We start from the raw sequence: 16,303 nt of genomic DNA, 5'->3' as shown, positions 1-16,303 counted from the left end.
TTTTACTTCCTATAGTATAAATTAATCCTTCATGCCTTATTATACTTTTTAATTTAAAACTGCGATACTACTCACAGACTGCAAACTTCTATTGATTTAGTTGCTGAATCATACTACGTGTATAGCCCCCAATTTTCTGTGTCAAACCTTCTACTATTCTAATACTTATGGCGGTAAATACTATACCCATAAACATTACAAAGAGTGACTTGGCAAACGTATCTATCTGTATGAATATAATATTCATATCGATGTATCGATACAGTAGTGGTGCCAACAGGAACATAAGTGGCATTACATAAAAAATGATTGCACTAATAAGACTGAAAATGCCAATCACAAATTTCTGCATTAACCAATAGACAGCAGACCAAGTACAACGATCTGTAAGCACTAATTTCACCTGAGCCCAGTTCGATGTATCCATTGTTATATTTCTATCGTAAGAGTCTGTTGAAATATCTGTATAAATTTTCGTCTGTATGCGCTCGAATTGGATAAAGTGTGTGGTAGTCTGTAGTACGCGCATAATTAATGGAATCCCAACAACAGTAAATGAAAGGGTGAAACTAAATAGCAGAGCTATTAGATAAAAACAAAAATAAAACAATCCTGTAACGAAAGTTAGCAATAAAAAATAACCATTCTGGATGAATTTTGATTTCATAAAGTTCATCGCTCCTATCTATGTAATAACCGAATCATACTGTTTTTTTTGTCATTCTCACTAGTGTAAAAGTGTCATATGACATTTCTAAATGATGCTAAAAAGGGGAGAGCAGCCTACTGCTGGTTAAAAAGATGCTTATATCCCGCTATTTGCCGGGCAGTAAGACCCCCACCTCAAAATTCAGGTGGAAGCAAAGAAGTTAGGTGGGGGTCGGGCTGTCCGTAAAAGCCCGATTGGTGAGGGCTGATAATCAGTTGGGATGAACAAAACCCCTACTGAATAAAGTTTCATTTTATTAATCCTCCACAAAACAATCCCGTTTTTGCATTTGCAAGAACGGGATTGTTTTGTACTTTTATTTAATATGAGATGGACTTGTTTTTCGAATGTGAAAAATAATATCAAATTGCTCAAGCAATGATTTATCAAAGTATGTCGATTCGTTTGGGAATATTTGTCCCCCTATACTTAGTAATGGTCTTTTGGCTTTAACCCATTTCTCTGCTTGTCCTTTAAGGTGACGGTTATCCAATAAAAACATGTTATATGGTACTTTTCCGAGGGTATAGTTAAAACTATTTACATTTTGTGGAATCGCACGCGTTGTAATCTTACCTCCAGTAGAAGGATCATATTCGCTGTATAAGGTGAAATTCCCCTTCGTAGTTGTACTACCAATTGTGACATAATTATTGTCTAAACGTTCCTTCAAAAATTGCCCCGCAACATAAGGGTATAATTTCTCATCGATAATTCCTTTAGCAATATGAATATTGTGTCCCCATACCATCGTTTTACCACCAAATGTTTCTTGTGCCCACATTGCATGATCGGCCAAGTATTGCTCATGTAGCTTTAACATACTTGGATAGTCGTTAGGAATTAGCATTGTGGTAAATTTCTCTATTGCACTTGCCGTTGCTTTCGCCCAGATGTACTCGGGTGAAACTATTTCTGTGTTGGCTTGTTTATTCTCATCTTTTAGTAATCGAGCTACTCTCTCAGCGTTTGCTTTGAACTTTTCTTTTATTTCAGGAGCAAGGTCCATATATTCCTGTGTACTTCCATTAAAAGCCGACAATTCTTTATAATTTTCTTCTACTTCTGCCAGCAAATTTGGTCGATGCAGCTTTACATAATCAATTACTTTATTAAAGCAACCTTGGTCCAATTCCTTTAAGTCGAGCCCGATAAATTGGATCTTGTTTTTATTGGATGGATCGGCATTATAATCTTTCATCCACTCAATCATGGCTATAATTTCATCAGTAGGATATAACAAGTTTAAAAACTCCCTAGGGTTTCCTTTTCCTGTTTGGATATATTCATTTAGCTTTAAGCCGTTTCCCCAATCTTCTTCCATTGCGAAATTTGTAAAACCCACCTCAGTAACCAAATATTTCACAAGGCGAAATTTCATAGTGAAAATTTCAGAGCTTCCATGAGTATTCTCTCCTAACCCCACATATTGCGCGCTCCCAATCATTTTCTTAAGTGGTTTTAAATCCTCAAATGGTTTTGACGGATCTATCGTTTTTAATGGGTTAGCCTGTGATTGTATTGATTTAACTATATTTTTTTGGATTGATTGACCTGAATTTTCGACTGCTACCGTTTGAGCGTTTCCTACTTCCCCACATCCTGTGACTAATAAAGCTGTACTAACCATTGCAATTATTCTTTTCTTATTCATTTTTTTCACCCCAATTGAATTATTTTTAAAAGCAAGATTGATTCATGTACTTGCACGTATCAATTGCCTTAATTCAATTGTTATCTATCCCATATCATATTTTCTAGTTACATATTGTCATAAGGTTAATTGACACAGGTCATAGACTAATCATTACACTTTTGTACTATCGGTTATGACAACTTATAAATAATAATTACATTGATGAGTCGTAAGTAAGACTAGACTATAAATTGGGGAGGGATTTTAAAGATGAATGAATCTGTATACAAAAACATTTTTATTCTAAGTTGTGTCTGTGGAAATGACAAGAAGTAAATTCGATAAACAAGTGAATGAAAGGGGAAGGGCGGATTAAAATGATATTACACGCAAAATCGTTCCACAATAAAGATAAAATCCAACGTGCTAAAATAGGACTTCAACTCTTTTTGAGTATCTTAATCATTACTTCTATTATCCTAAATGTAGTAGTAATAATTACGAAAAGTATGCCGCTTATTGTGGTATATATGTTTACCCCAGCATTATCTTCTATTTTGACTCGCATAATACTGAAAGAAGGGTTTAAAGATGTATCTTTTAGTCTCGGTAACTTAAAGATATGGAAAGGGATTGGTTTTGCTCTGCTAATCCCTATGATTATTTGTGGAATTACTTATTCTATCGCCTGGTTGAGCGGAATTGCGGGGTTTCAGTATCCCGAAGTTGGTATGTTTATTTTAGAACCGATCTACAATATGCTTGGGCTTCAGTATGTAACGGCACCATTCAACTTCATTTATCTAGTAGTATTGAGCGGCATTTTCGGAAGTTTGCTTGGCTTAATCCCGGCTTTGGGAGAAGAAATGGGCTGGCGAGGTTATATGCTCACAAGGCTAGTCGATGCAGAGTTTTCACGGCCCATCCTTATTAGTGGATTGATTTGGGCAACGTGGCATGTTCCAATAGTTATTGCTGGTCTATATGTAGCGGGACCATCTGTCGTTCTTTCAGTACTTGGTATCTATCTTTGTATTGTACCATTCGGTTATATTATAGCTTATTTACGACTTATCACAGGTAGCATTTGGCCTTCGGTTATCATCCATGCTACTTGGAATGCCATTATTCAAGGACCTTTCACACGTGCAAGTACAGGGTATCAAACTGAGATTTGGATTGGAGAATCTGGCTTGATAACCGCTATTATTATCTTGATTACTGCAATAATTACGTCTCGAATCGTAAATTTTACTAAATAGCATATGGATGTATTTTAAATAAAATTGGTGAAATATGCCAAGGAGAAATAAGATGCTCCTAAAAATATTAGAAAAAATCTAGTTGAACGGACTCTTACTTAATCTTAGGCTGCTGGATATATGAGAGGCATCAAGCTAAGGGTTTAATTTATAAAAATAAACTTGATTGTCATAAAAAACATAATGTTTTTCATTTAAAGGCTATGAGATGAAATTTCATCATCTTCATCACGTTAGACCTTCAGGAAATAAAAAGTTAAACGATTATACAAATACTCTAACTGAAAAAACGATAGTCCTTTTATCAAAAATGTAGAAGGACTATCGTTTATTTTTTTGACAAAATTAGGGGTTGATGTTCATAAAATGGAGAATATAATTCGTATTTTACGTAAAGAGGAAAAATTTTCCGAATAAGATTTAGCTAATTTTCTTGATGTATAACGATTGATTGAAATTTCACTTTATGACTTGTAAAGGGATGTTCAATGCATCGTACCATTAAAAAATCTAAATTTAATCGATGAATTGCGATAAAATGTGGTCGGAAATAATGAAATTTTAGGAAAAATAAGGTACACTAGTCTATGATTTTAGTTGAAAATCGTTTGACGTTAATGCATACGGGGGAAAGATTGATGAACAACAATACAACAAATGAATCAGTTGAAGAAATTGATCAAAAACGAGTAAGATCAAAAAAACGTTATACAAATTGGAAGTTTATCGCAGTGGGTATTGGTGTAATTGCACTTCTTATTGGGGGAATGAGTTATTATCAGGCAACTCACTTCAATTCGAATGTTACAATTAATGACACAAAAGTTGGTGGTCTGAGCGCTGATCAGGCAATACAGAAATTAAAGACATCTGGACTAGCAAACAAAGTCTATGTTGATCAACAACAAATTTTAGATGAAAAAGATACAAAAACGGAACTTACGGAAAAAGATTTGCCTCAAGTTAAGAAACTATTAAAAAGTCAGTGGACATTTTTCCCTTCCTCAAAGGGAGAAAATTATTCATTACTACCAGAGAAGGCAGATCAGTATCGTAGTGAAACGATGAAAAAACTTGTAGAAGAAACGCTCATCTCTATGAATGAAAAATTAAAAGCGCCTCAAGATGCTATGGCGAAGCTAGAACAAGGAAAAATAGTTATTTCGAAAAGTGTTGAAGGAAAACAGTATGACGTTACTAGTCTACTAAAAGATTACGATAAGCAAAAATATAAAAGCGAAATTCACCTGAAGTCTGCATACATAAAACCTATTAAAGAAGACGATCCAATTGTCAAAAAAGAGGAGAAAGCACTACAGAATCTTCTTGGGCAGTCTGTTGAGTATAAAGTGCAGGATGAAGTTTATCCTTTAAAAGCGAAAGATTTAATTCAAAATGCCTCTATGTCAAAGGATATGAAAGTTACAATTGATGCGAGTGACATTAAGAAGAAAATTACTGAAATTAATAATGCCAAATCAACATTAAATAAAGATTTCTCATTTAAAACGCATTCCGGTTCAGTTATATCAGTAAAAGGGCAAGGCTACGGCTGGGCATTAGATGTTGAAAAAGAAACTAAACAAGTTCAACAAGCCTTTGAGAAAGGCGAAAAGTCGCTTTCTGCTTCTAATATTCACGGAAATGGTTGGGAGAAGGAAGGTATCGGTTATAAAACAACAGCGAATAATGGCATCGGAGACACGTATGCGGAAGTTTCAATTGCAGAGCAACAAATTTGGATTTATAAAGATGGAAAATTAGTCGTTACAACAAATGTAGTAACGGGTAAACATAGCACGGGTGAAGATACATCACCAGGTGTGTGGTACGTCCTATACAAACGAACACCATACACGCTAAGAGGTAGCGCAGTAGGGAAAGCTGATTATGCGGTTAAAGTAGATTACTGGGTTCCATTCACAAATAGCGGTCAAGGATTCCACGATGCCGGCTGGCGAAAAGACTGGGCAAATAATGCTTATTTAACAGGTGGATCAGGTGGGTGTGTGAACCTTCTTCCTAATGTTGCAAAAACTGTATATGATAGTTTGAACACGTATGATCCAGTAATTGTGTACTAAAAAATAGCTACGTATCTAGAAATAAACAAAGCAGGAAATCTTACCTGATGGTATATGAAAAAACACCTCTTGCATTCGCATACTAAGTGTGCAAATGTAATGGAGGTGTTTTTGTTTGAATATAAAAGTGTATTGCTTATAAGAAACAAAGTAGAAAGAGATTGAGAATAAGTATTCAAATAATCAATAAAATTGACAATGAATATCATTTTCACTTAATATAGAATCGTCGCATTTAATTAGACATGAATTTTTTGTTAATATAATAGATTTCTATTAAGTTGTCATATTTACGAACTATCATTAAATATTTTAAGAATTTAAACGTAGGAAAGGGTAATATAAAATGAACTGGAAAAAAGGCGGGTTATGGGTTATTATTTTTTTCGTTGTAAAAGGCACGATTTCTACACTTTTAATCGTTACAGGTGCTAAATATTTTGATTTATCATTTATGCAACTTATCTTATTAATTCTGACCTTATTAGTGATTTCTCTAATAAGTCGAAAATTGCTCTATAGACATAAACAAAACAAAAAGCAAAAAGAGCTAAATATATAATGAAGCCCCAGAGACCATTGGATTTCTGGGGTTTTATTTTGATAGTTTTTTCGCATGTATATTAATTTAACAGAATAGGTTGTCCAAAATGATAAAATCGATGATGTTTAAAATGCGTCAGTTATTTTTACATAAGGATTGTAGAGAGCCTTTGAATCAATCTTTATTCTGAAGCGACAGACACGTATAAATTATGCTCTTTTTTCAATTGGTAGTTTAAATGTAAAAGTACTGCCTTCTCCTAATTTACTTTCAACCGTAATTTCTCCTCCGTGTAGTTCGACAATCCATTTTACCATCGACAATCCTAAACCTGTGTTTCCGATGTTTGAAGATGTGCGTGCTGCATCAACTCGATAGAAGCGGTCCCATATTTTAGTAATATGTTGCTCGCTGATGCCGATGCCATTATCGGAGACTTTACCTATTATGTTGGTTTCATCACGGAATAGTTGCATATTCACAGTTCCACTCGCTTTGCTATAAGCAATCGCATTCGTTAGTAAATTCATTAATAAACGCATCATCAATGTTTGATCGGCTTTAATAAATAGGTCTTTCTCTATATTAATTGTTATATCAATCGAAGCCTCTTGTACCATTAATGAGAGCTCTTCTACGACGATTTCCGTTAATTCACTCATATTGATACATTCAAATTGGAAAGTATTATGTTTTCCTTGGTCAGCTCTTGCTAATAATAAAAGTTGTGAGATTAGAGTGGATATTTTACGTGATTGCTTTAAAATTACTTCTAACGATTCTTCCATTTCTTTCGGATTATTCTTCTGCGATAAAGCGTATTCGCATTGTGAAATAATAACAGATGTTGGTGTTCTTAATTCATGAGATGCGTCAGATGTAAATTGTTTTTCACTTTCAAATGATGTCTCCAATCGCTCAAACATTTTGTCAAAGGTTTGTGCTAAATGATACATTTCGTCTTTCGGTGAACCTTGTAAATTAATTCTCTTCGAAAGGTCTTTACCATCACCAATTTTACTAGCTGAATCACTCATTTGTTGCACAGGTCGAAATGCCCTTTGCGTGATAAAATATCCTCCGAATGCCGCAATAAGAATAAGTAATGGGAATGAGATGATTGTTACCACGATAAGCGTATTCATCGTTGAGGATAATTGGTTCATAGTCATTATTCCACGAACCCAGACTTGCTCATCGCCGCCTGCATTATGGAGAAAATCATATACTATCCATTCTTTATTGCCGTCTTTAATGGTTTGTATTTCATCGGATTTAAGCGATATCTTTTTATTAAAGCTTGTTGGACTATGTCCTACTAACAGCTCACCTTGTTTACTATAAATACTAATATTTACTCCATCTTCTAAGGTTTCAAAATCATCGTCAATCTTTAACTGCCCATGCTTATATTTGATATCTTCCATGCTTTCTTTTACTGTGCTCTTTAATTGATCTTTCATATTAAAAAGCAAAACTTTATCTGAAGAAGTTAAAATAAAAGCTAACACGAGTGCCATAATAATTACAATTAGCCCCGTATACCACAGGGTTACTCTCATTTTTATTGATAGTCTTTTCATGATTCTACTCGCAATACGTAACCAGTTCCTCGTACTGTATGAATTAACTTCGTTTCAAACTGGCTATCAATTTTTTTGCGAAGATAGCGGACGTAAACATCAATAATATTTGAGCCACCTTCATAGTCGTAATTCCACACATGTTGCTCAATTTTATCTCGTGTCAGCACAACTTCTTTATTACGAATCATATATTCTAAAATAGCAAATTCCTTACTGGAAAGAGTGATAACTTGGTCTCCTCGTGTTACTTTATGCATATTGCAATCTACCACTAGGTCAGCGATTTCAAACACATTAGATGTATTTCCTGTTTTTCTTCGCATTAACACTCGAATTCTTGCTAACAGTTCGTCAAAAGCAAACGGCTTTACTAAATAATCATCCGCACCTAAGTCGAGTCCTGTTACACGATCATCAATTGTATCTTTAGCTGTAAGAAGCAAGACAGGAGTTGTATTATTGTCCGCGCGTAATCTTTGTAATACTTGTAAACCATCTATTCCTGGAATCATAATGTCAAGCACAATCAAATCGTAGGTAGCCATGTTTATATAATCCAAGGCATCTTCTCCATTCCCACATGCATCGACACTATAATGTTCTGCATTTAATCGTTTTACCAATATATTTTGTAAGTCTTGTTCATCTTCGACAATAAGAACTCGCATTAACATTCTCCTTTTCTTCTTATTAATATGTATCACTATAATTCAAAAACATTAAAGCAAGATTAGAAACGATTTAATTATATCATTTTATCCAGCATTAACGGGCAGTAAGACTCCTCCTTCAAAATTCGGCGAATGCGAGGGAGTTAGGGGAAGTCGGGCTACCCGTAAAAGTCTTCACTTTATTTTTTTATACATTAATCTTCCTTTAATGTTTGTTCAGTAATATAAAGGCAAGGATAAGGTGCACATGTAAAGGGAGGAAAACAGAATGCGAAAATGGATGCTGATTGGAGCGATATCTTGTGTATTGTTAACAGCTTGTTCTACTCAAGCTGTTAACAATACAGAAGTGCAACAACTGAAAGTGGAAAATGATAAATTACAAAAAGAAGTTGCTCAACTACAACAAGAACCAAACAAAACAGAGCCTGCTACGAATGATACGAAGCAAACACAAGATTTCAAAAACGAAGTTACATCTATTGTAGAAAAGGCAAATAACACGAAACCAGTTGGAGCAAAAGAAGATAACTTAAATATGTACTTGGCAACAAAAAAAGAAATTGACCAATTGGATGACAAGATAGATCTATCTGATAATCAGCTAGAAGCAGATTATCACGCTGGAACGATAACTGTTGAACAATATCAAACGCAAGAAAAAGAACACGATATACTGGAAGATCAATTAGAGCAAGCAGAAAATGCGCTTGAAGCAAGATTTGGAATAGAGGAGTAATCATTAAGGAGTGGATGAAAATGTTAAAGCATAAAAAGAAAATAATTATAAGTGTAATTGCTATTTTAGTAAGTGGTATTGCTATTGTTGGTGGATATTATGGTATGGGCTACAATTATGCAAAAAAGAATGAAAACTACACAGAGAAACAAGTTCGTGAAATTTCTTTAGCTCATACAAATGGAGAAATTATTAATGTGAAAAAAGAATTCGAATTAGAAGATGACAACTTAGCACAATCAAAATTTGAATATGAAGTGGAAATTAAGACACCTGATAATCTGTTAAATATTTTAAAGGTTAGTGCTAGAACGGGTACAATAGAAATCGATAATGAAGATTGAAAAAATATCGACAAATAAAATATTACGTACTTGATTTTTGTTATCGATAGCGAAGAAAAAGACGGTTCTCTAATTTTACAAGGGAATCGTCTTTTTTTTGTTCTATGGATCTATGCATTTTTTATACTTTCCTATCCTGGTGCGGTTTTAGGGTTCTTGTCTCTTATTGGATTAACTGAAAAACTGTATAAAACCTTGTATACCCTTAGTGTGGTTTTTTCCGAAATACTGGCGGTACCCCGTCGCTATCAATCAAAGCTCATACAACGTCAATTATATTAGGGGGTGTTTCAGTTCTCGTTTTATCTTTTTACAATGATGAATATGAAATAATGACTTCCACTTATAAGAATGTGAAGAAGTGTTGATGCCAGTTGGAACTGTGGTAAAGGTTGAGGGTGGAATCTAAGGGAATATTAGAGATGTGCATGAAAGGTTATTAATCCATCTTCTATAAAATCGTGGGATTATATATGCACTTATTATCCTGGAGATTTTAAAATAAAACCTATCTAATTATAGAAGTGATTTGAACGTAAGGAAATTGTAAGAAATGGATAAGAAAAAAGAAATTTTTATTGTGTAGGATACAAATATAGAGAAGCGTAAAAGAGGGAGGGTAAATAGGATACATTTATACGAAAAACAAACTAGTAATAAGAGCATTCTATTGGTGGCAATTACTGAAAGAACAGAATACTCACTACAGTTCCTACAGGAAAGGGAAGAATCAATGGATATGGTCTAGGAATCTATGAAATTATATTTCCTAACGGTGTCCCGATATGGGAACATACAGATGTTATTCTAGGATTTGATACTTTTGCTGGAGGGGCATATGTTGACGGCAATTTGAACAGTATGGGTAGAGCCGAGAATACTGGTCTTTTTAAAAGTATTTTACTTGTTGAATATAGACAGTAGGGATAAAGCCAGAATAGTAGTTTATGTGATGTTTGTAATTGAACAAATAAAAGATGAAATCGATCATTTATCTAAGGAGGAATTTTTCTTATGGAAAATAAATTATCTGGAGTGTTAGCCGCTACCTTAGCTCTAACGATGAGTCTACCAACAGGAGCGATAGCGTCTTCTAGCAGTAAGACTCCGGTTGTATCTAGCCAAGAAGTTGCTAGCAAAGATTTGGAGAAGATTGCTGCAGAGAACGCTGCACTGCTCACGAAGTCCTATGAGACGACTAGTGTACAGTATGCGCTGATTGATAATGGTAAACTTATTTTGTCGGGGCAGACAGGTAAGAACGACATAGAAGGGAAAGAGCCACTAACCAAAGATACTCTATACGGAATTGGTTCAACCAGTAAAGTATATACAGCTGCGGCTGTTATGAAACTGGTAGACGAAGGAAAAGTTGATTTGGATGCTCCTGTTGCCCGCTATATTCCTGATTTTAAAATGAAAGATAAACGATATAAGCGTATTACACCGCGTATGCTGTTGAATCACTCCTCGGGTTTGCAAGGTTCGACGTTCAATAATGCATTTTTATTTAAAGATAATGATGCTTACGCCCATGATATATTATTGCAACAATTGTCCAACCAAAACTTGAAGGCAGACCCTGGTGCGTTCTCAGTATACTGTAATGACGGTTTTACACTGGCTGAGATCTTGGTAGAAAGAGTCAGCGGTATGAGTTTTACTGAATTTCTACATCAAAAGTTTACAGAGCCATTAAAACTGAATCATACGATAACATCGCAAGACAAATGGGAAGACGAAAAGCGGGCTGGACTGTATTCTCCGACATACCAGGGACAGCTACCAAGTGAAATGGTGAATCTAATTGGTACGGGAGGAATCTCTTCTACTGCAGAAGATGTGGTGCGATTCTCACAAATATTTATGGGACAGGGAAAAGAAATTCTCTCTAATAAAGCAGTCAAGGCGATGGAACAAGAAGAATATAAAAAAGGAATGTGGCCGGGAGATAGCGGAAATGTGTTCAACTATGGACTTGGCTGGGATAGTGTGAAACTATACCCATTCAGTGAATATGGGATAAAAGCGTTGACTAAGGGTGGGGATACGATACTGCAACATGCTACATTGGTCGTGCTTCCAGAACAGAAGATGGCAGCAGCTGTATTGTCCTCCGGCGGCAGCAGCATGACAAATCAACTGTTGGCAAATAAATTACTGCTAGCTAGGCTTAAAGAGAAAGGGACAATTAAGGATATAAAGCCAGATAAATCCTTCGGAAAGCCCGTCAAGGCTAAAGTGCCTCAAGACGTGGTAAAAAAAGCAGGGTTTTATGGAAATAGCTATAGCCATTTCAAAATAGAAATTACGAAGAAGGGAGAACTGGTTTTACCAACTAAACCGGAAGAAAAATATGTATATACGGCGGATGGAAGCTTTATAAATGAGAAGGGTACTTCCAAGCTTAACTTCGTCACAGAGAAGAATGGAAAAGTTTATTTGAGAGAGAGCACATATGAATTATCACCGGGATTGGGGCAAAATGTGCTGACTCACTATTTAGCCCAGAAATTAGAAAACAATGTGTTACCGAAGAAAACAGCTGCTGCATGGGCGAAGCGCGAGGGTGGCAAGTTCTATCTCGTTAACGAAAAATTTAATTCTATGAACTATCTAGGACAACTAATGCCTCTTAACACACAAATTACGATCAAGGATGGATATTGGGACGGCAAAAAAATTACAGGTCCGAATACGGCGACGCATCAAATTCAAATTCCTGTGATGAATGGGCGGGATACAAAGGAAGCCCATTTCTATACAGGGGATGGTACTGAATATATGGAGATGTCCAGCTTTTTATACGTCAGTGAATCTAACGTAAAACCCCTTGATACAGGTCGATTATCAAAAGTTACATTGCAAAAAAATGGGCATGCGAAATGGTTTACGGTCCCGCAAGAGGCAGCAGGGAAAACGATGAATGTGGAGTTGCCATCAGGAAGTTCATTCGCGGTGTATGATGAGAATGGAGTATGCGTCAATTTTACCGTCGTTAGTGATAATAACAAAGTGAAACTACCAGAGAATGGAACGGTTGTATTTGCTGGCGCACCGAACTCCGAATTTACAGTCGCATTGAACTAGCTACAACTCGGGATAGACTTCAATAAAACAGTGCGACATGGAAAAGATATTTTATTTGTATCTTAAGTATTACCTTATTACAATTAAATTCTTAGCTTAATAGCAATGGGATAGCACCACATGCCTATCAGCCTAAGAAAATAAATCAACCCCATGTCCATCAAGCTAGTAAAAATAAATACCCAAAATATAGTAAAATTGACATCTCCAGAGTAAAAATGTAAAAAATTATTGTTTAGGGGCAACATAAAACCTTAGTTTGATAACGATATGGCGCTACTCATAAAAAAGAAATAGGAGAGAATATCCTATTTCTTTTTATTGATATAATAAAATGTAATGAATAGATCCAAAGTAATGATAATAATTAGAAGTAACAAGTGTATAAGTGCATCAGTTTTTCCGTTTAGTAAAGACTTTACAAAGAAATCCCATTCTGTTTCATAGGGAGGTTCTACCCAATTTCGTTGCAGACCTAATACCATTCCATTTATAAAATAGACAATACTTAATAGAATCCTTCCAACAAATAAGGCAGCTGTTTTTATATTCCAATCCTTTATCTTGATTACATAAAGGATTGGAAATAGTATCAGTATCCAAAAAACAATAATAAAGACTGTATTTCCCATTCTCTCCTCCTAACAAAATGATTGTATTTTTAATCTTGGCAAATTCTTAGGTTGGAGGTATGTTTCATTGTTACTGGTTAAAAACAAGGACCGTAATTCCGGCTCCTTTTCTATCCCGCAAAATAAAGGTTTGTTTTATCTCTCCGTCTCAAAAAACTCAATCCACTCTCCATCAGGACCAGCGAAGAATATGTAACGTGTTCCATCTGGTAATGTTTCGACTTCTTCTCCTAGTAAAAAGGTTACTGTGTGTTTCTTTAGTCTTGTGATTTCTTCTTCTAATGAATCTACCTTAAAGCAAATGTGATGTACTTTTCCTTCTGCCGGAAGAGAAGAATTGTAGCCTTCAATTAATTCAAGTATCGTTTCCTTCGATTCTTCTACACCTAAAAAAGCGAGTTTTAAGTCTGGGTTTGGGTGTCCCATTCGCTTAATGAGCTGTAAGCCAACTACTTTTTCATAAAAAGTAATAGATGTTTCTAAGTTTGCAACCATAAGTCCTACGTGTTCAATTCTTCTAACTGGCATGTAGATTCCTTCTTTCTGAAAATTATATACAATATATTATTGAAAATTAAGAAAATAAGCAAGATAAAAACCTTACAAATTTAAGCGTGTTGTATGGTATAGTGAGAAAGTATGTTTGGGGAGAAGGAAGGAGATTATACGATGAATATACCTACTCAAACTCCTTCATTATCGGAAACGATGAAAGAGTGGCATTATGCATTAGCATATGAAATTAAACATTGGAAAACGATAGGTGGTAGTAAAATTTCTATCATGAACGGTCGTTTTTTATATACAGATTATGAGAATACAGTGTATGTATTTCAGCTTATTTCGGAAGTAAGTTTACCTGAAGGTTCACCAATTCGAATTGAGTTCGATGGTGAGGAAGCGACAGGAGAAGTATTATCTGTACATGGATTAGAAATAGAATTGAAATTAAATGATTATATACAAGGTGAAATAAGAGAAGCGGTTTTATACAGTGAACCGTGGCAACTTTTAGAGCAACTGCAAGAGCGATTGAAAGAAGCACGTAAAGATAAGCTAAAACGTAATCGTATAAAGCGTCTCGTTGATGGGACGAGCAGTCCGAAGCATATTGAGAAGATGAAAAATCCGAAAAATGAACTAGCATATCGTTCGTTTTACAATCCGACAACGTACGTATGGGGACCGCCTGGAACAGGGAAGTCGTACAATTTATCACGTATTATTTCGGCTCATTACCAAAAAGGAAAATCGGTACTTGTGTTAGCTCATAGTAATGCGGCAGTGGACGTATTAATGAGCGAAGTAACGAAACAAATTGAGAAGAAAAAGAAATGGACACCTGGCGAAATTGTTCGTTACGGTTATAGTCAACATGAACATATACGAAATCATGAAACATTACTTACGTCGAAGCTAGTTGAAACGACGAACGGATCTTGGGGAGAAGAAAGACTCTATTTAGAAGAAACACGACAAGATCTTTGTGAAAAGATTTTATCATATAAAGCGACTTTTGCTGATAAGAAGCGTATACAAGAGATTGAAAGTGATCTTCGAAAGCAAAAAGCGAAAATTAAAGAAGTAGAAAAAGAATATATTGAAAATGCGAAAGTAATTGGTGCAACTCTATCAAAATGTGCAATTGATGCGCTAATTTATGAGCGTACATTTGATTTAGTTGTCGTAGATGAAGTGAGTATGGCGTTCGTTCCGCAAATCGCATTAGCTGCTTCACTTGGAAAACGTATCGTTGTTTGTGGCGACTTTTTACAATTACCTCCAATTGCGATGGCGAACCATGAACTTGTTCGCAAATGGCTTGGGGAAGATATGTTTTACCATGCTGGGATTGTTGAGTCTGTTAATAAATCAGAAGCACATCCGAACCTATTTATGTTGCAGGAACAAAGACGTATGCATGCGGATATATCGAAGTTTACGAATTCGTTTATTTATAAAAATAGAGTATACGATCATCCGTCTGTTTCAGAGCGTAAAGAACTTGCGCAATTGCAGCCGTTCGCAAATGAAGCGAGTGTTTTATTTGATACGAGCCAAATGGGAGCTTTTTCGTTAAAAGATGCGGCTTCTGGTTCACGTTTTAACATTATGTCTGGTTTAGTAGCGATGCAAATGATGTTAATCGGATTGTTAGACGGTGTTCAGTCGATTGGTGTTGTGACACCTTACAGGGCGCAGTCACGCTTTTTATCAACGTGTATTAGAGAAATGTTGCAGAGAACGAAATATCAAAACATACCAGTTTTAGCGGCGACAGTTCATAAGTTCCAAGGTTCTGAAAGAGATATGATGATCTTTGATACGGTTGACAGTTATCCGCAAGAACGACCTGGCGTATTATTCTTTGATCACAAAAACCATCGCCTCGTCAATGTAGCAGTGACAAGAGCGAGAGGGAAGTTCATTCAATTATCAGATTGCCATTATATGCGTAAAAACCTTTCGAGAAAACAAGCGTTATCACAATTAACAGCTCATATAGAACGTCATGGAGATGTGTATGATCGCACGACATCAAGACAATTGTGGGAACGGAAAATTTCGAAACGTTTACGCTGGTTTATGGAAATGAATCTTGAAGAGCCGAAAGGGTTATTAAAAGATATTTTAGCCGCAAAACGAAAAATTATTATTTCACTTCCAAGTACAAAACAAGTGGATAAGCGAGTATGGCAAGCGTTAATGCGTACAAATGCACAGATAACAGTTTATAGTGATGGACCAGTTCCACTGAAAAATGTAAAGTTACAAAGACAAAATAAAGCATTCCCGTTTATCGTAATTGATGATGAAATCTTCTGGGCAGGCGCACCGCTTACATCTCAAATGATGTTTGAAGGTAGTACAGAATTTCCGTACGTATGTGCCAGACTGCAAGCGCCAGAAACAATTGGTGTATTAAAAGGATTTTTAGATATTCGGTAAATTCGGATAGGAATTCCTTGACTTTTATTTGGAATGAACTTAGAATGAATGTAATTT

Annotated in this window: 13 protein-coding genes; 7 read left to right on the top strand and 6 right to left on the bottom strand. The window is 35.5% G+C overall.

Annotated elements, in window-relative coordinates:
• Window positions 1–88 precede the first annotated feature (88 nt).
• Together BCG9842_RS15670 and BCG9842_RS15665 are read right to left on the bottom strand one after the other, a co-directional pair.
• Window positions 89–667, bottom strand: coding sequence for a sensor domain-containing protein (locus BCG9842_RS15670; protein ID WP_000836848.1), 579 nt, complete (start codon window positions 665–667; stop codon window positions 89–91).
• 358 nt (window positions 668–1,025) lie between these two features.
• The gene (locus BCG9842_RS15665; protein WP_001036177.1) at window positions 1,026–2,363 is read right to left on the bottom strand and encodes an erythromycin esterase family protein; all 1,338 of its coding nucleotides are present in this window, start codon (window positions 2,361–2,363) and stop codon (window positions 1,026–1,028) included.
• Between the two features lie 359 nt (window positions 2,364–2,722).
• Here BCG9842_RS15665 and BCG9842_RS15660 point away from each other — a divergent pair, with 359 nt between their 5' ends.
• The 3 genes from BCG9842_RS15660 (at window position 2,723) to BCG9842_RS15645 (ending at window position 6,253) form a co-directional block, all read left to right on the top strand.
• Window positions 2,723–3,607, top strand: coding sequence for a CPBP family intramembrane glutamic endopeptidase (locus BCG9842_RS15660; protein ID WP_000600467.1), 885 nt, complete (start codon window positions 2,723–2,725; stop codon window positions 3,605–3,607).
• 638 nt (window positions 3,608–4,245) lie between these two features.
• Entirely contained in the window at window positions 4,246–5,691 is a 1,446-nt protein-coding gene (locus BCG9842_RS15650) for a L,D-transpeptidase family protein (protein ID WP_001064072.1), read from the top strand.
• Between the two features lie 346 nt (window positions 5,692–6,037).
• Window positions 6,038–6,253: a hypothetical protein gene (locus BCG9842_RS15645; protein ID WP_001104104.1), complete on the top strand. Its 216-nt coding sequence runs from the start codon at window positions 6,038–6,040 to the stop codon at window positions 6,251–6,253.
• A gap of 191 nt (window positions 6,254–6,444) precedes the next feature.
• Here the strand turns inward: BCG9842_RS15645 and BCG9842_RS15640 are convergent, their stop codons facing one another.
• Together BCG9842_RS15640 and BCG9842_RS15635 are read right to left on the bottom strand one after the other, a co-directional pair.
• Window positions 6,445–7,818, bottom strand: coding sequence for a sensor histidine kinase (locus BCG9842_RS15640; protein ID WP_002162747.1), 1,374 nt, complete (start codon window positions 7,816–7,818; stop codon window positions 6,445–6,447).
• On the bottom strand, window positions 7,815–8,489 hold the full coding sequence (locus tag BCG9842_RS15635; protein WP_001264526.1) for a response regulator transcription factor: 675 nt from the start codon (window positions 8,487–8,489) through the stop codon (window positions 7,815–7,817). The genes BCG9842_RS15640 and BCG9842_RS15635 overlap by 4 nt, the downstream gene beginning before the upstream one ends.
• 271 nt (window positions 8,490–8,760) lie before the next feature.
• On the opposite strand from BCG9842_RS15635, the gene BCG9842_RS15630 reads away from it, so the two are divergent.
• The 3 genes from BCG9842_RS15630 (at window position 8,761) to BCG9842_RS15620 (ending at window position 12,665) form a co-directional block, all read left to right on the top strand.
• On the top strand, window positions 8,761–9,231 hold the full coding sequence (locus BCG9842_RS15630; protein WP_001233663.1) for a hypothetical protein: 471 nt from the start codon (window positions 8,761–8,763) through the stop codon (window positions 9,229–9,231).
• 20 nt (window positions 9,232–9,251) lie between these two features.
• Window positions 9,252–9,575 carry a PepSY domain-containing protein gene (locus BCG9842_RS15625; protein ID WP_000912129.1) on the top strand — a complete coding sequence of 108 codons (324 nt, stop codon included), beginning with the start codon at window positions 9,252–9,254 and terminating at the stop codon, window positions 9,573–9,575.
• A 1,014-nt stretch (window positions 9,576–10,589) separates the two neighbouring features.
• A complete protein-coding gene (locus BCG9842_RS15620; protein WP_000428444.1) occupies window positions 10,590–12,665 on the top strand; it encodes a serine hydrolase domain-containing protein in 2,076 nt (691 codons plus the stop codon).
• 308 nt (window positions 12,666–12,973) lie between these two features.
• Here BCG9842_RS15620 and BCG9842_RS15615 read toward each other — a convergent pair whose 3' ends face one another.
• On the bottom strand, window positions 12,974–13,297 hold the full coding sequence (locus BCG9842_RS15615; RefSeq protein ID WP_000528636.1) for a hypothetical protein: 324 nt from the start codon (window positions 13,295–13,297) through the stop codon (window positions 12,974–12,976).
• Window positions 13,298–13,432: 135 nt separating this feature from the next.
• Window positions 13,433–13,825 (bottom strand): VOC family protein, encoded by a 393-nt coding sequence (locus BCG9842_RS15610; RefSeq protein ID WP_001145295.1) that lies wholly within the window; start codon window positions 13,823–13,825, stop codon window positions 13,433–13,435.
• Between the two features lie 111 nt (window positions 13,826–13,936).
• Between BCG9842_RS15610 and BCG9842_RS15605 the strand changes: the two genes are divergently transcribed.
• On the top strand, window positions 13,937–16,246 hold the full coding sequence (locus BCG9842_RS15605) for an AAA domain-containing protein (RefSeq protein ID WP_041488128.1): 2,310 nt from the start codon (window positions 13,937–13,939) through the stop codon (window positions 16,244–16,246).
• The last annotated feature ends 57 nt before the right edge of the window (window positions 16,247–16,303 follow it).

Origin of the sequence: Bacillus cereus G9842 (assembly GCF_000021305.1) — a bacterium.
Classification (GTDB): domain Bacteria; phylum Bacillota; class Bacilli; order Bacillales; family Bacillaceae_G; genus Bacillus_A; species Bacillus_A thuringiensis_S.
The sequence above is the reverse complement of the archived record's forward strand: the minus strand, read 5'-3'. Positions and strand labels throughout refer to the sequence as shown.

Coding starts and splice junctions, on each gene's coding strand:
- BCG9842_RS15635 (WP_001264526.1), bottom strand. CDS start 8,489: ATGCGAGTTCTTATTGTCGAAGATGAACAAGACTTACAAAATATATTG.
- BCG9842_RS15660 (WP_000600467.1), top strand. CDS start 2,723: ATGATATTACACGCAAAATCGTTCCACAATAAAGATAAAATCCAACGT.
- BCG9842_RS15650 (WP_001064072.1), top strand. CDS start 4,246: ATGAACAACAATACAACAAATGAATCAGTTGAAGAAATTGATCAAAAA.
- BCG9842_RS15625 (WP_000912129.1), top strand. CDS start 9,252: ATGTTAAAGCATAAAAAGAAAATAATTATAAGTGTAATTGCTATTTTA.
- BCG9842_RS15605 (WP_041488128.1), top strand. CDS start 13,937: ATGTTTGGGGAGAAGGAAGGAGATTATACGATGAATATACCTACTCAA.
- BCG9842_RS15610 (WP_001145295.1), bottom strand. CDS start 13,825: ATGCCAGTTAGAAGAATTGAACACGTAGGACTTATGGTTGCAAACTTA.
- BCG9842_RS15615 (WP_000528636.1), bottom strand. CDS start 13,297: ATGGGAAATACAGTCTTTATTATTGTTTTTTGGATACTGATACTATTT.
- BCG9842_RS15640 (WP_002162747.1), bottom strand. CDS start 7,818: ATGAAAAGACTATCAATAAAAATGAGAGTAACCCTGTGGTATACGGGG.
- BCG9842_RS15670 (WP_000836848.1), bottom strand. CDS start 667: ATGAAATCAAAATTCATCCAGAATGGTTATTTTTTATTGCTAACTTTC.
- BCG9842_RS15665 (WP_001036177.1), bottom strand. CDS start 2,363: ATGAATAAGAAAAGAATAATTGCAATGGTTAGTACAGCTTTATTAGTC.
- BCG9842_RS15645 (WP_001104104.1), top strand. CDS start 6,038: ATGAACTGGAAAAAAGGCGGGTTATGGGTTATTATTTTTTTCGTTGTA.
- BCG9842_RS15620 (WP_000428444.1), top strand. CDS start 10,590: ATGGAAAATAAATTATCTGGAGTGTTAGCCGCTACCTTAGCTCTAACG.
- BCG9842_RS15630 (WP_001233663.1), top strand. CDS start 8,761: ATGCGAAAATGGATGCTGATTGGAGCGATATCTTGTGTATTGTTAACA.